Below are 12,620 nucleotides of genomic sequence, written 5' to 3'. Positions count from 1 at the left end.
AAGAACAGCTTCTCAGCTGTTCTCTTCCTGCCTATTTTGCCTGTTGAGGCGTTCCTCAAGTTCCTTTGCCTTGGCAGCCTCGCGCTTTGATACGCGGATGATTAATCTCATTGTCAGGATGGCCGCAACTAAAAAGATGGCAAAAGTAACGGCTGCAGGGCCGTATTCTGATTTATCTTCCGGAAAATATAGAAACAGCGACAGTACGTACCATTGTAACATAATATTCTATCCTTTCTGCTAAAAGCAGTGGTTCAATGGTTTATTATATCAGCTATGAAAATACTGTCCATTTTTTTAGCGGTTGTTCAAATGTCAGGCTGATTGCCCGCACTTATAATCTTTAGTAATTACTTCAATACCTCAATCTTTTCAATCACCACATCTTCAACAGGCTTGTCCTGCTCCGCTGTTTCAACTGCTGCAATGCTGTCGACAACGTCCATTCCTTCAACGACCTGGCCAAAAACGGTATGCTTGTGGTCAAGCCATGGTGTGCCGCCTTTTTCATAGGCTTTAATGATTTCTTCCGGATAGCCGGCCTTTTCCATTTGCTCCTTCAAGCTTGGGTCCACTGTTGTGTTTTGCACGATAAAGAATTGGCTTCCATTTGTATTCGGGCCGGAGTTGGCCATGGATAGCGCTCCGCGGATATTAAAGAGCTGATTGGAGAATTCGTCTTCAAAAGCTTGTCCATAAATACTCTCTCCGCCCATGCCGGTTCCCTGTGGGTCGCCGCCCTGAATCATAAAGTCTTGAATGACACGGTGGAAGATCAAACCGTCATAATAGCCATCTTCGCTATGTTTAATGAAGTTTTCGACTGTTTTTGGAGCCTGCTCAGGGAAGAGCTTGATTTTAATATTGCCTTTGGATGTCTGCATTTCAACCAGTCTTTCATTGTCTTGGACCTCTTCTGTCAATTGCGGAAAGCTATCCGGAGTTTCACTAGCCTGGTTTTCAGTTTTGGTTTCTTCTTTTTCGGAACCGTTCGCATTGTCCGTCTCCTTTTCAGTGCTTGTCCCGCATGCTGCCAGGATTAGCATTAAGGTAAGAAGCGGAGCAAAAATACGCCATTTCATACATTCATTCCTCCTATGTGCTATGTTGATTCCCTCTTCATAAGGCAAATCAAAATTCTGCTATTTTTTAGCTTACCTGATTTATTGAAAATTTGCACTTTGTTTTTTCAATCATGTGAGTCATAATAGGGCTAAAGAAGACTGGAAAGGAGAGATTACTATGGCAGCAGAAATCAATATCGGCGACAAAGTAACAGCCATTTATAAAACAGGCAAGTATATCGGGGAAGTAACGAATATCCGCCCTCAGCATTACCTGGTGAGAGTATTGGCGGTCTTAAAGCATCCAATGCAAGGCGATTTACATAACCCGAAAGAGGCAGACGTTATGCTTTTCCACGAACGGCGCGCACTGGCATACAGGGAGCAAACCAATGTGCCAAAACAAATGGTCAAACCCTTTGAAGAGGAAATACCTGAATATAAAGATTCTCTTAAAAAGGCACTTGATAAAATGAAGACAGAGTTGACGGAGGATTCATCCGCATGGGCTGAACAAAGCCTGAACAATATTGAATCCTTGGAAAAGGACTATTTCAAGTAAAATGAAAACAAGCCAAATCGTTTTGTTGGATTTGGCTTGTTAAGCAAATTTATTAAAAAGCTTGGAAAAATCGACCCGGTCTCCGATCGTCGTAGGCTCCGGTTTTTGAAGATACTTTTTATCCTTTTCTACCAATCTGAAAATATTGTAAGTAGTCAATGCATCATCCAATGCGCGGTGATGTTTTCCAGTTCCTTCTTTGCCGTATTCCTGGACGGCTTTCCACAATCCTGTTTGGTTTTGATCTCCGAAAAATCGCTTATATTCCATCGACAAATCAATTTCTTTGCCTCTGAATGGAAAGGCTGTCCCCGCCTGATTGCAGTTATTCCTTAAGACCCTCATATCCATATTGCCCCATGTAATGATTGTGCAAGGCCGACTTTGGTTCATATCCTTCATTTTTTCAACGAGCTCAAGAAAAGTGATTCCCTCGTCCACCTGTTCCTGTGAAATATGCAAAAAAGACTTGCATCGCTCGGACAAATTTGGAAAACGGACAGGAGTTACATAGGAAGAAAACTCTTCACAAATTTGGCTGTTGATAACAGACACGATTCCAGCTTCAATAATTTCCGGATAAAACCCTCTAAATGCACCGCCCTTTTCAGGCATTGTAAACTCAAAATCAATAAATAAGTATTGGTGCTCCTCCCCCACGCTTTCACCTGCTTTCATTTTAAAATTAACGCACATAATTTCTTATATTATAGCACGAAATATTTCAATTTTCTGTGTAATTTCGTTTTCATCCCTGATTTTTTAGCAGGCTGTCCCCGGTTTCACAGACAACAGCAAAAACACTTAACTCCTCGAGGAAAAAGCCGAAAAATAGGATAGGACTTTTAAAACTGCAAAAAGGCGGTGTTATGGGTATTTGCGTACATGGACAGGCTCTTTTATCATACTTTTATTGCTGCCCATTTTTGTCATACTTGTGTTTGCCACTTCCTCGGAAATCCAAAAGGTGCAAGGCTTTCATGAGGTGCTGGATGAAAACCTGCAAATAAAAGAAGTTCATTTGCCGCAGACAAGCTATATAAAAGCAGGCAATGGACAGGTCATCTCAGAAATCCATCAGCCAGTGAACAGGGTGTACTTGTCTTCGGATAACATTTCTGCCTTCCTTAAGGATTTATTCATCACTGCAGAAGACCGGCATTTTTATGATCATGCCGGATTTGACATTGCTGCCATCGGCCGAGCCTTGGCGATCAATATCCAATCTGATGATATTGAACAAGGTGCCAGCACGATTACCCAGCAGCTTGCGCGAAATGTATTTTTGAATCATGAACAGTCCTACAACCGCAAGCTCAGCGAGATTTTATATGCCTATGAACTGGAGAGGAAATTTTCAAAAAAGGAAATTCTGGAATTGTATATCAACGCGATTTATTTCCAAAATGGCGCTTATGGAATTGAAGCTGCATCCAGGCTTTATTTTCAAAAAAGGACTGAGGAATTGTCTAAATCGCAGCTTGCATTTCTCGCTGCGATTCCCAATAATCCTTCCTTTTACGATCCAGTTAAGCATTTTGGCAGGACAAAGAAGAGGCAGGAAAGACTGATTGACCAATTAAAAGAAGAAAAGCTCCTTAGCAAGGAGAACGCTGAAACGATAAAAAGTGAATCTATCAGCCTACAGATGAAGCAAAGGATTGACCTATATCCGGACTATGTAACGTATGTTGAAGCAGAATTAAGGGAATTGATTTCCAAAAAAGAAGGCTATCATAAAAAGCTCTCCTTTGCGGATGATCAAAAGAAGGCAGAATTGAATGCACAGCTCGATGAAAGAATTGCTAGCTTAATGGGGCAGGGTATTATAATTGAAACAGCCTTGAACCCCGCTCTCCAGGAAAAAGCAAAAAGTTCACTCGAAAAGCGGCTGCCCTACAAGGATGTTGAAGGTGCAGCAGCTGTAATTGACAACGCCAGCCATGAGATTGCAGCTATTGCCGGGGGAAAGAATTATAAAAAATACGATTTTAACAGAGCGTTCCAGGCCTACAGGCAGCCGGGGTCTGCCATTAAACCGCTGCTCGTTTATGCGCCATATATCGAACGGACGAACGCTTCTCTTCAGGATCAAGTAGATGCCGGAACTTTTTGCAAAGACGGCTACTGCCCTCAGAACTATGGCGGGGCCCGCTATGGAATGGTGTCTTTGGAGAGAGCCTTTATCCATTCCTATAATACAACCGCTGTAAGGCTTCTGGATTCTATCGGGATTGAAATTGGATTCAAGGATTTATCCCAGTTTGGTTTTAAAATGGTTACAAAAAAAGACCATGTTTTATCTGCAGCTGTCGGCGGCTTCTCGTACGGAATGACACCGCTTGAACTCACCTCGGCCTATTCTGTATTTGCAAATGAAGGATACTACCGGCCGGCAAGAACGATACGAAAAGTGACCAATCTGGAAGGCGAGCTCCTCTATAGCTGGGATGACCCTTTTGTTCAGATATGGAGCAGTAAGACAACAAATAAGCTCCGGCAATTAATGGCGAAAACGGTTCAATCCGGAACTGCACGAAAAGCCAGCCTGCCCAATGGATATGCGGGCGGCAAAACAGGAACCACCAACGGCTATAAAGATTATTGGTTCATTGGCTTAACTGGCCAGTATACAGCCGGTGTCTGGGTTGGAAAAGACAATCCCGGCACCCTCGCGTCTATCCAATCGCAGGCTCCCCAGCTGCTGATTTGGCAGGATATCATGTCGGAGTAAAAGCCGTTTGGCTGATAATAAAGGGTGTTTCGTTAATATTTTTGTTTTTTCGTTGATATAGTGAATTTTTTCGTTGATCTATTCAAAATTTCGTTGATAAGCAGTAAAAGGAGGGTGCCCTGGGGACTCCCTCCTTTTTATATCGGCAGGCTTGCCATGATGCTGTTGTAAATTTTAATAGAAAGATAGAATACCCCGGTCAGCATGGAGGACCAGAGAATGACCTGAAAGAAGATTACGCCGGTCAAGCCCACAAATGTTAGCGATGCACTTGCCTTATACACAAAAAAAATGAAGTAAATAAGAGTCCCAGCCGCGAAGATGATTGCAATACCTGTATAGCTGAACAAGCTAAGAAGCGATAGAGCTCCTCCGATAAAATAAAAAGCTGAACCATGGCGGACCTTAGCCAGGCTCTCCCCTTCTAAATCCTTCGAAAAAAACAGCAGCGAAAGTCCATTAATCGTATCAGCTACCAGTTTTAAGGCTGCAAAAATCATAAAATACATAACCAATAGAAGGACAGTCAGTGCAAGCTTTACGCCGCCTTCTGAGAAAAACTCCAGCATTCCCTGATAAATCCCTGATTTCTTCAAAAAGATAACCAATTCCATCTGAGTTTTGATAGCTAGAGAAGTACTAAACAAAATAATCGCCAAAAGCGGAAAATAACTCGTTATATATGTATTTTTCATTTCTTCCCCATCCAAATTACTCTTTATTCTAGCTATCTATTATCATCGATTTTCATATTTTTTACAATAGCTGGTACGTTCTGTATATTTCAGTCTTTCCCGGCATAGATATAAACCATATTCTAGCAATTATATAGATAAAGAAAAGGGGGAGAATGAATGAAACGAACGTTTTCTTTTTTTATATCTGTTTTCTTATTATCGGTTCTGTTTTTAAATCCGGCTGGAGCTGCAGAAGTAGAAAAAGGGTATGAGGAAGAGCTTGAAAAACAGCTGCGCAAGACTGTTCACTATTATAATGAGAACTCTTTTACTGTCATTGATGCATACGGCATGCAGGGGGAAGTTACAAAAATTGTTACACCGGATGATCCCTCCACCTCTGAAAATGAAGAAGTGATCGAGGAATACTCCTCACATATCGGAGTTGTATTTTTGGAATTAGAACAAAAAAGAGATGATTTATTTATCTTTAAGAAAAAAGACTTTTACTATTATGACTTTGACAATGAAGAATTCCTTACGGCTACAAATGTTTTAGGCAACGATTCCATTCGCGAATTCTTTGATATGTATGTAGATGATCTCGAGAAAAAAATGTCGCCATTATCTAAGTTATTATTTTTGTTCTTCCTTTCGTTCATCATAACCGTTCCGCTTTTCATTATGATTTTTCATAATCGCGGCCGGAGCAAATATTAATCGTACAGCAGTCAAGAGGATGAGGAAACTCATCCTCTTTATTATTGTCTATCTCCAGCACCTTGTTCAGCCCCTCGGGTTTGAACAAGGCGCTTCCGCTTTTTTTATGACGCTGTCTGAATTCTCACATATTCCCTTGATTCAAATACCTTCAGCCTTTGTTTGCCCCCGGCTTCCATTTCGTAATTTGCCGGTATCATCTCGACCACTTCTTCATCTCCAGGAACATAAAATTCCCTTTTTGAATGATGGTCGAGTATCCAGGCTCCTGCGAAAAGCAGGACAAAGATGGAAATGGCTGCTGAGACTTTATGTTTGATCATACACAACACCACCCTAAGAGTAGTGTGTATAATAAATGCATTTTTTATTCATTAGAGGGTGCAGCTCTTTTTGAAACTGTCGCCATTTTTCTTTTTTTAAAAATTATTTTGAAAAAAATTTTCCTGATGGATTCGTGTTTCTACCTATTTAATAAAGAAGGAATAAGACCTGTAATGATAAGGGTTTGATGAATGCAGAGTCTTTTATTTTAGGTTATAATTTGTTCTAGGTGCATGAGCGGGTCCTATTGATGATTTGAGGATCTCAATCTGGCGTGCAAAACAAGGCGCACTGCCATATGGGATTGGATATTATTACGCAAGAAGGAAAAACTTTTTATAAAGCGCTTCATTTTCGGAGAGCAATGTGAAGGTTTTTACAATTAGATTTAGGAGATAAATGAGGGGGAGTTTATTCATTCTGATTAGGAAAAATACATTCTTTCTATCTATACGAAGCTTGATTCCAGATGGTAAGAAAATTTTCCTATTTAAGGAAAAGGGACTTTAAGATTATACCTAAAAACAATGGCCATGCTGCTGAAAATTACATACATATTAAAGGGGGTAATATTTTGTCTTTGCTTCACCTGGCAATAATTTCACCATTTTTACTTGCCATACTTGTGCCATTTGCGTACAAGCTCTTTAGGCAAATACATACGGGTTGGTTTATTCTTCCTCTGCCAATCCTTTTATTCAGTTATTTTATCTCTTACTTATCCATCACCTCTAATCAGCAATCAGTAACAAAATCTTTCTCATGGATTCCATCACTCGGAATCGATTTTACGGCAAAGGTAGATGGGCTTGGTTTGCTGTTTTCTTTGCTGATTACCGGAATTGGAGCCTTAGTTGTTCTTTATTCCATTTATTATTTAGATAAAAACAAGGAACAGCTGAATACCTTCTATGTTTATTTGCTTCTTTTCATGGGAGCGATGCTGGGAGTTGTTCTATCGGATAATTTGCTCGTGCTTTATACTTTCTGGGAATTTACCAGTTTTTCTTCCTTCCTGTTAATCGGATATTGGTATCACAGAGAAAAATCGCGTTACGGGGCACAAAAATCGATGATCATAACGGTTTTCGGCGGTCTTTCCATGCTTGCGGGGATTATTCTCTTATATCTGATGACTGGGACCTTCAGCATTACGGAAATCATTGCACAATCAAATGAAATTTTTACGAATCCATTATTTGTTCCTGCTTTGCTTTGCATCTTGCTTGGTGCATTTACAAAGTCGGCACAGTTTCCTTTTCATATCTGGCTTCCTGATGCCATGGAAGCACCAACGCCTGTCAGTGCTTACCTGCACTCGGCAACTATGGTTAAAGCCGGTATTTATTTAGTAGCAAGAATGAGCCCGGTATTTGCCGAGCATTCGCTTTGGCTGTGGCTTGTAGCCGGGTTTGGTATTGTAACGCTATTCTGGGGCTCCTTCTCGGCGGTCAAACAGACGGATCTTAAAGCCATTCTTGCTTTTTCAACTGTCAGCCAGCTGGGCATGATTATGTCCCTTCTCGGAATTGGCGCTGCCGCTCTTCACTTTGAAACAGTAGAGGACAGTTATTTTACAGTTGCTACAACAGCTGCTGTATTTCATCTGATTAATCATGCGACCTTTAAGGGCAGTCTTTTCATGGTAGCAGGAATTGTCGACCATGAAACCGGCACCCGCGACATCCGCAAGCTTGGCGGATTAATGAATTTTATGCCGATTACCTTTACTTTGGCTATCATTGGCACATTCGCAATGGCGGGACTTCCGCCTTTCAACGGATTCTTAAGTAAAGAAATGTTCTTTACCGGAATGGTCCGTGTTCTGGAAATGGACATTTTCAATTTGGATACATGGGGCGTTCTATTCCCTGTTCTTGCCTGGGTGGCAAGTGTATTCACGTTCATCTACAGCATGGTGCTTGTATTCAAAACATTCACAGGCAAATTCCAGCCTGAAAAATTGGAAAAGAAACCGCATGAAGCTCCACTGGGAATGCTGATTTCACCTATTGTGCTGGCTTCATTGGTTATCATTATCGGTTTCTTCCCTAACATTATTTCAAACACTCTTATCTCTCCTGCACAGGCATCCATTATGCCGCCTGCAGAAGGATATATGTATGATGCCCATATCTACTTCTGGCATGGTTTTACGCCGGAACTGTTTATGACTTTGGGTGTCATTACTGTGGGAATATTGCTTTTTGCAACTTTACCCAAGTGGAGAAAAGTATATGATATGTTCCCTGAGAAGCTTGCTTTAAATCGTTTTTATGATGGTATGCTTGAAGTCTCACAACGAGCTTCCTTTAATTTGACAAGATTATATATGAATGGGTTTATCCGAACCTATCTTGTGTATATTTTTACCTTTTTCATTGTGGCATTGGCAGCTACATTATTTATTAAAGATGCATTTAAATTCGATACGAGCAATGTAGCACCGATCCATTACGCTGAAGTCCTGCTGGCATTAGGGATTGCAGCTGCTTCTATTACAATCCTTTTTGTCAAATCAAGAATGACTTCAATTATTTTGTTGGGGGCAGTTGGATATACCGTTTCGCTTTTCTTTGTCATTTTCCGTGCACCTGACCTTGCCCTGACACAGCTCGTAATCGAAACCATTTCAGTTTCATTATTCCTGCTCGCCTTCTACCATCTGCCAAAGCTGCGGCATGAAGAGCGAATCAGATTTAAAATGACGAACGCCCTTATTTCTGTGGGAGTTGGTGCGGTTGTAACCATGATTGCCCTTTCAGCACACAGCAATAAGATGTTTGATTCGATTGCACAATACTATGTAGAAAATACGTATAAAGAGGCCGCAGGGAAAAACATGGTCAACGTTATCCTTGTTGATTTCCGTGGTTTTGATACCATGTTCGAAATTACCGTTCTCGGGATTGCGGCACTTGGAATTTTTGCCATGATTAAGCTTCGCCTGGAAGGAGGAAAGAAAAATGAAAACAAATGACATTATTTTGCAGACGGCAACAAAGGTTGTTTTGTTTATCATTGTACTTTTTTCTGTCCATATCTTCTTTGCTGGTCACTATACTCCAGGCGGAGGCTTCGTTGGCGGTTTGCTGACATCCGGAGCAATCGTTCTGCTGTTATTGGCTTTTGACATGAAAACAGTATCAAAAATTCTCCCTGTCAATTATATTCATATGATTGCAGTAGGGCTGCTTTTTTCAATCGGAACAGGGGCGGGAGCATTGCTGTTTAACGTTCCCTTCCTAACCCATGCGTTTGGTCATGTCGAATTGCCGGTATTGGGAGATACTTCACTCCATACGGCTACACTGTTTGATCTGGGTGTTTTCCTGGTTGTTGTTGGCGTTACGATGACCATTATTCAAACGATAGGGGAGGATGAATAATGGAAATATTAATGGCTTTTGTTATTGGCATCTTATTTATGTCAGCTACGTATCTAATGCTGTCAAAAAGCTTGCTGCGCATTATCGTCGGGACTGGCCTTCTGAGCCATGGCGCACATATGCTGATCTTAACAATGGGCGGTTTAAAAAGGGGAGCTGCCCCGCTGCTCGGCGAACACGCAAGCTCATATTCTGATCCAATTCCCCAAGCACTCATCCTGACTGCCATTGTAATTAGCTTTGGGGTTACAGCCTTCTTCCTTGTGTTGGCATACCGTGCTTACCAGGAGCTTGGCACAGATAATATGGATCGAATGAGAGGAACTGAGGGAAATGATTAACTTTTTGATATTACCCATCCTGATCCCTTTAATTACCGGTGTCCTTCTAATCTTCGCTGCTAAAAGAATCATGCTGCAAAGGTGGATAGCAGGCCTTTCATCAGTGATTACCATTATGGTTTCAGCTTTATTGGTTCAGAAGGTGAGGAATGACGGGATACAGACTTTAGATGTTTCAAGCTGGGAGGCACCCTTTGGCATTACGCTTGTTTCTGATATGATGTCTGCCATTCTCGTTCTGACAACGAGCATAGTCGCTTTTGCATGCCTGATTTATTCCTTTTGGAGCATAGGAGAAGATCGGGAAAAGTTTTATTATTATGCTGCATTCAACTTTTTGATTGTTGGTGTGAACGGTGCTTTCACAACCGGTGACATCTTCAACCTCTTCGTCTTTTTTGAAGTTATGCTGATGGCCTCCTATGTTTTGCTTGTTTTGGGAGGGAAGAAAGCCCAGCTCAGGGAGTCAATTAAATATATTCTAGTGAATGTAATTTCTTCCGCTTTATTTGTTATAGCTGTAGCCTATTTGTATTCCGTCGTCGGCACGCTTAATATGGCGCATATTTCTGTTCGTATCAGCGAAATTAGCCAGGTTGCACAACCTGGAATTATAACAGTTATTGCCGTTCTGTTTTTGATCGTTTTCGGATTAAAAGGGGCCATTTTCCCTTTATATTTCTGGATGCCAGGCTCGTATTACGCACCGCCGGCTCCTATATTGGCTTTATTCGGAGCTTTGCTGACAAAGGTCGGCGTGTATTCAATCACAAGGACCTATACATTGTTCTTTTACCATGATATCGGGTTTACCCATCAGCTCCTAAGCATTCTGGCGATTATGTCGATTATCGTCGGTGTAATTGGCGCGATTGCTTACTGGGATGTTAAAAAGATTATCATCTACAATATTATTGTGGCTGTGGGTGCGATCCTCTTTGGTATTTCAGCAATGACACCGGATGCTCTTTCCGGGTCCATCTTCTATTTGGTCCATGATATGATTATTAAAGCAGCTTTATTTTTACTTGCCGGAATCGTTATAGCGATTGCAGGAACGAGTGACTTGCATAAGATTAGCGGTTTGATCAAACGCTATCCAGGCTTAGGCTGGACCTTCTTTATCGCAGCGCTTGCCCTGGCCGGAATCCCGCCGCTAAGCGGCTTCATTGGAAAGCTTCTCATTGTGAAAGGCGGATTTGAAGCGGAGCAATACTGGGGAGCAGGAATCGTTTTAATGTCCAGCCTTCTGGTGCTATTTTCAATCATGAAGATTTTTATCAATGGATTCTGGGGAACTCCCCGCGCTTATAAAGGGGAAGACACAGTACCTGTAAGAAGAATGATGATTGCCCCTGTTATCCTTGTTGCCATTGCCGTTCTTTACGGAGTCGGCTCTGAATTTGTTTATCCGTATATCTCACAGGCTGCTGAAACTCTTGCAAATCCAAATATCTATATTGAAGCAGTTTTAAAGGAGTATTGAGTATGGCATTTCAAATATTATTAAATGTGTTCCTTGGATTTATGTGGATGTTTTTAACAGGATCATACGAACCGGTTGCGTTCCTTAAAGGATACCTTTTTGGCCTGCTCATCATCTTTACTTTCAGAAGATTTTTCGATTCGCGTTTTTATCTTTTAAGAGTTGTGGCAGTGATCAATCTTTTGTTTATTTTCATCAAGGAGCTTATCCTTGCTAACATTGGCGTGCTTAAAGTATTGTTAAAACCAAAGCTTGATATGCGCCCAGGAATTTTTGCCTATCCTACTGTCCTGAAAGAGGATTGGGAAATCATGGTACTTTCCAACCTGATTACACTGACTCCGGGGACACTGGTTGTAGACGTTTCGCCTGATAACAAAATTCTATACATTCATGCGATCGATATCGATGATGCAAAGGAAACTATTGATTCAATTAAAAACACGTTTGAAAAAGCAATTATGGAGGTGAGCCGATAATGCTGAATACCGTTGTGTTAATTGCCATTCTGATCATATCGGCCGCCACCATAGGATTGATTTACAGAGTCATTAAAGGGCCTACAACTCCAGACCGAGTGGTAGCCCTTGATGCAATCGGCATTAATCTGGTGGCAATTGTCGCTCTTATTTCAATCGCCCTGAATACAAATGCGTTTGTGGAGGTCATCCTTCTTATTGGAATTCTCGCTTTCATCGGGACTGTAGCCTTCTCTAAATATTTGGAGAAGGGGGTTATTATAGAAAATGAACGAGATCGCTAATATTGCCATCATTGTGCTAATCATAATCGGAGCTTTTTTAAGTCTTGTCGCAGCATATGGCGTCATTAGGCTTCCGGATATCTACACGAGAAACCATGCGGCTTCAAAATCAGCTACTTTGGGTGTCATGTCCATTCTGCTTGGAACGCTGCTCTTCTTTTATGTTAAAGATGGCTTCTTCAATTCCAGAGTGCTGCTCGGAATTGTGTTCATCTTCATGACATCTCCTGTTGCCGGGCATTTAATCGCCCGTGCTGCTTATAATTCTGGCGTCAAGCTCTGGGATAAAAGCGTGCAGGATGATTTGAAAAATGCACCGCATATGAAAAAGTCAGCCAGTAAAGATCAATAGTTTAAAAACCGCGGGAGTGATGCACTCTCGCGGTTTTTTATATTGCTTTGATAAAACAGCGCTGATTCCTTTCATATTCATAAACTAAAGGATGCTTTCCTGCTGTTTCGGGATAAGCCCCCGGTCTAATTTGGCTTATATTTGGCCAGTCCGACAACCCTTTCCCGTAAAAAAGCCTGTTTCAGCAGAAACAAGCTTCTCATTAATG

At 41.4% G+C, this 12,620-nt stretch carries 15 protein-coding genes; 10 read left to right on the top strand and 5 right to left on the bottom strand.

Annotated elements, in window-relative coordinates; translation table 11 throughout:
- Positions 1–12 precede the first annotated feature (12 nt).
- Together IQ19_RS06395 and IQ19_RS06390 are read right to left on the bottom strand one after the other, a co-directional pair.
- Complete coding sequence (locus tag IQ19_RS06395) at positions 13–222, bottom strand: hypothetical protein (protein ID WP_144541094.1); 210 nt, start codon at positions 220–222, stop codon at positions 13–15.
- A 128-nt stretch (positions 223–350) separates the two neighbouring features.
- Complete coding sequence (locus tag IQ19_RS06390; protein WP_144541092.1) at positions 351–1,082, bottom strand: peptidylprolyl isomerase; 732 nt, start codon at positions 1,080–1,082, stop codon at positions 351–353.
- Positions 1,083–1,242: 160 nt separating this feature from the next.
- Between IQ19_RS06390 and kapB the strand changes: the two genes are divergently transcribed.
- Positions 1,243–1,626 (top strand): kinase-associated lipoprotein KapB, encoded by a 384-nt coding sequence (gene kapB / locus IQ19_RS06385; RefSeq protein ID WP_144541090.1) that lies wholly within the window; start codon positions 1,243–1,245, stop codon positions 1,624–1,626.
- Positions 1,627–1,665: 39 nt separating this feature from the next.
- On the opposite strand, the gene kapD is transcribed toward kapB, so the two are convergent.
- A complete protein-coding gene (kapD, locus tag IQ19_RS06380) occupies positions 1,666–2,286 on the bottom strand; it encodes a 3'-5' exonuclease KapD (RefSeq protein WP_144541088.1) in 621 nt (206 codons plus the stop codon).
- Between the two features lie 217 nt (positions 2,287–2,503).
- On the opposite strand from kapD, the gene IQ19_RS06375 reads away from it, so the two are divergent.
- Entirely contained in the window at positions 2,504–4,360 is a 1,857-nt protein-coding gene (locus IQ19_RS06375; protein WP_144541087.1) for a transglycosylase domain-containing protein, read from the top strand.
- Between the two features lie 137 nt (positions 4,361–4,497).
- Here IQ19_RS06375 and IQ19_RS06370 read toward each other — a convergent pair whose 3' ends face one another.
- Entirely contained in the window at positions 4,498–5,055 is a 558-nt protein-coding gene (locus tag IQ19_RS06370; RefSeq protein ID WP_144541085.1) for a DUF5366 family protein, read from the bottom strand.
- A gap of 159 nt (positions 5,056–5,214) precedes the next feature.
- On the opposite strand from IQ19_RS06370, the gene IQ19_RS06365 reads away from it, so the two are divergent.
- Positions 5,215–5,757 (top strand): hypothetical protein, encoded by a 543-nt coding sequence (locus IQ19_RS06365; protein ID WP_144541083.1) that lies wholly within the window; start codon positions 5,215–5,217, stop codon positions 5,755–5,757.
- A 104-nt stretch (positions 5,758–5,861) separates the two neighbouring features.
- Here the strand turns inward: IQ19_RS06365 and IQ19_RS06360 are convergent, their stop codons facing one another.
- A complete protein-coding gene (locus tag IQ19_RS06360) occupies positions 5,862–6,080 on the bottom strand; it encodes a hypothetical protein (RefSeq protein ID WP_144541081.1) in 219 nt (72 codons plus the stop codon).
- Between the two features lie 575 nt (positions 6,081–6,655).
- Between IQ19_RS06360 and IQ19_RS06355 the strand changes: the two genes are divergently transcribed.
- The 7 genes from IQ19_RS06355 to mnhG are packed head-to-tail and all read left to right on the top strand — an operon-like array spanning position 6,656 to position 12,412.
- On the top strand, positions 6,656–9,061 hold the full coding sequence (locus IQ19_RS06355; protein WP_144541079.1) for a Na+/H+ antiporter subunit A: 2,406 nt from the start codon (positions 6,656–6,658) through the stop codon (positions 9,059–9,061).
- Positions 9,048–9,470, top strand: coding sequence for a Na(+)/H(+) antiporter subunit B (locus IQ19_RS06350; RefSeq protein ID WP_026584030.1), 423 nt, complete (start codon positions 9,048–9,050; stop codon positions 9,468–9,470). Before IQ19_RS06355 ends, IQ19_RS06350 begins: the two co-directional genes overlap by 14 nt.
- Positions 9,470–9,811, top strand: coding sequence for a Na(+)/H(+) antiporter subunit C (locus tag IQ19_RS06345; protein ID WP_110064773.1), 342 nt, complete (start codon positions 9,470–9,472; stop codon positions 9,809–9,811). The genes IQ19_RS06350 and IQ19_RS06345 overlap by 1 nt, the downstream gene beginning before the upstream one ends.
- Entirely contained in the window at positions 9,804–11,297 is a 1,494-nt protein-coding gene (locus IQ19_RS06340; protein WP_144541077.1) for a Na+/H+ antiporter subunit D, read from the top strand. Before IQ19_RS06345 ends, IQ19_RS06340 begins: the two co-directional genes overlap by 8 nt.
- 2 nt (positions 11,298–11,299) lie before the next feature.
- Positions 11,300–11,776, top strand: coding sequence for a Na+/H+ antiporter subunit E (locus tag IQ19_RS06335; RefSeq protein ID WP_110064771.1), 477 nt, complete (start codon positions 11,300–11,302; stop codon positions 11,774–11,776).
- Positions 11,776–12,060: a Na(+)/H(+) antiporter subunit F1 gene (locus tag IQ19_RS06330; protein ID WP_110064770.1), complete on the top strand. Its 285-nt coding sequence runs from the start codon at positions 11,776–11,778 to the stop codon at positions 12,058–12,060. Before IQ19_RS06335 ends, IQ19_RS06330 begins: the two co-directional genes overlap by 1 nt.
- Positions 12,044–12,412: a monovalent cation/H(+) antiporter subunit G gene (mnhG, locus tag IQ19_RS06325; protein ID WP_144541075.1), complete on the top strand. Its 369-nt coding sequence runs from the start codon at positions 12,044–12,046 to the stop codon at positions 12,410–12,412. Before IQ19_RS06330 ends, mnhG begins: the two co-directional genes overlap by 17 nt.
- Positions 12,413–12,620: the final 208 nt, after the last annotated feature.

The organism is Cytobacillus oceanisediminis (assembly GCF_007830235.1).
Classification (GTDB): Bacteria; Bacillota; Bacilli; order Bacillales; family Cytobacillaceae; genus Cytobacillus; species Cytobacillus oceanisediminis.
The sequence above is the reverse complement of the archived record's forward strand: the minus strand, read 5'-3'. Positions and strand labels throughout refer to the sequence as shown.

Bases quoted from the DNA above. Each gene is read 5' to 3' on its own strand.
- IQ19_RS06395 (WP_144541094.1), bottom strand. From the start codon at position 222: ATGTTACAATGGTACGTACTGTCGCTGTTTCTATATTTTCCGGAAGAT.
- IQ19_RS06390 (WP_144541092.1), bottom strand. From the start codon at position 1,082: ATGAAATGGCGTATTTTTGCTCCGCTTCTTACCTTAATGCTAATCCTG.
- kapB (WP_144541090.1), top strand. From the start codon at position 1,243: ATGGCAGCAGAAATCAATATCGGCGACAAAGTAACAGCCATTTATAAA.
- IQ19_RS06370 (WP_144541085.1), bottom strand. From the start codon at position 5,055: ATGAAAAATACATATATAACGAGTTATTTTCCGCTTTTGGCGATTATT.
- IQ19_RS06365 (WP_144541083.1), top strand. From the start codon at position 5,215: ATGAAACGAACGTTTTCTTTTTTTATATCTGTTTTCTTATTATCGGTT.
- IQ19_RS06360 (WP_144541081.1), bottom strand. From the start codon at position 6,080: ATGATCAAACATAAAGTCTCAGCAGCCATTTCCATCTTTGTCCTGCTT.
- IQ19_RS06350 (WP_026584030.1), top strand. From the start codon at position 9,048: ATGAAAACAAATGACATTATTTTGCAGACGGCAACAAAGGTTGTTTTG.
- IQ19_RS06345 (WP_110064773.1), top strand. From the start codon at position 9,470: ATGGAAATATTAATGGCTTTTGTTATTGGCATCTTATTTATGTCAGCT.
- IQ19_RS06340 (WP_144541077.1), top strand. From the start codon at position 9,804: ATGATTAACTTTTTGATATTACCCATCCTGATCCCTTTAATTACCGGT.
- IQ19_RS06335 (WP_110064771.1), top strand. From the start codon at position 11,300: ATGGCATTTCAAATATTATTAAATGTGTTCCTTGGATTTATGTGGATG.
- IQ19_RS06330 (WP_110064770.1), top strand. From the start codon at position 11,776: ATGCTGAATACCGTTGTGTTAATTGCCATTCTGATCATATCGGCCGCC.
- mnhG (WP_144541075.1), top strand. From the start codon at position 12,044: ATGAACGAGATCGCTAATATTGCCATCATTGTGCTAATCATAATCGGA.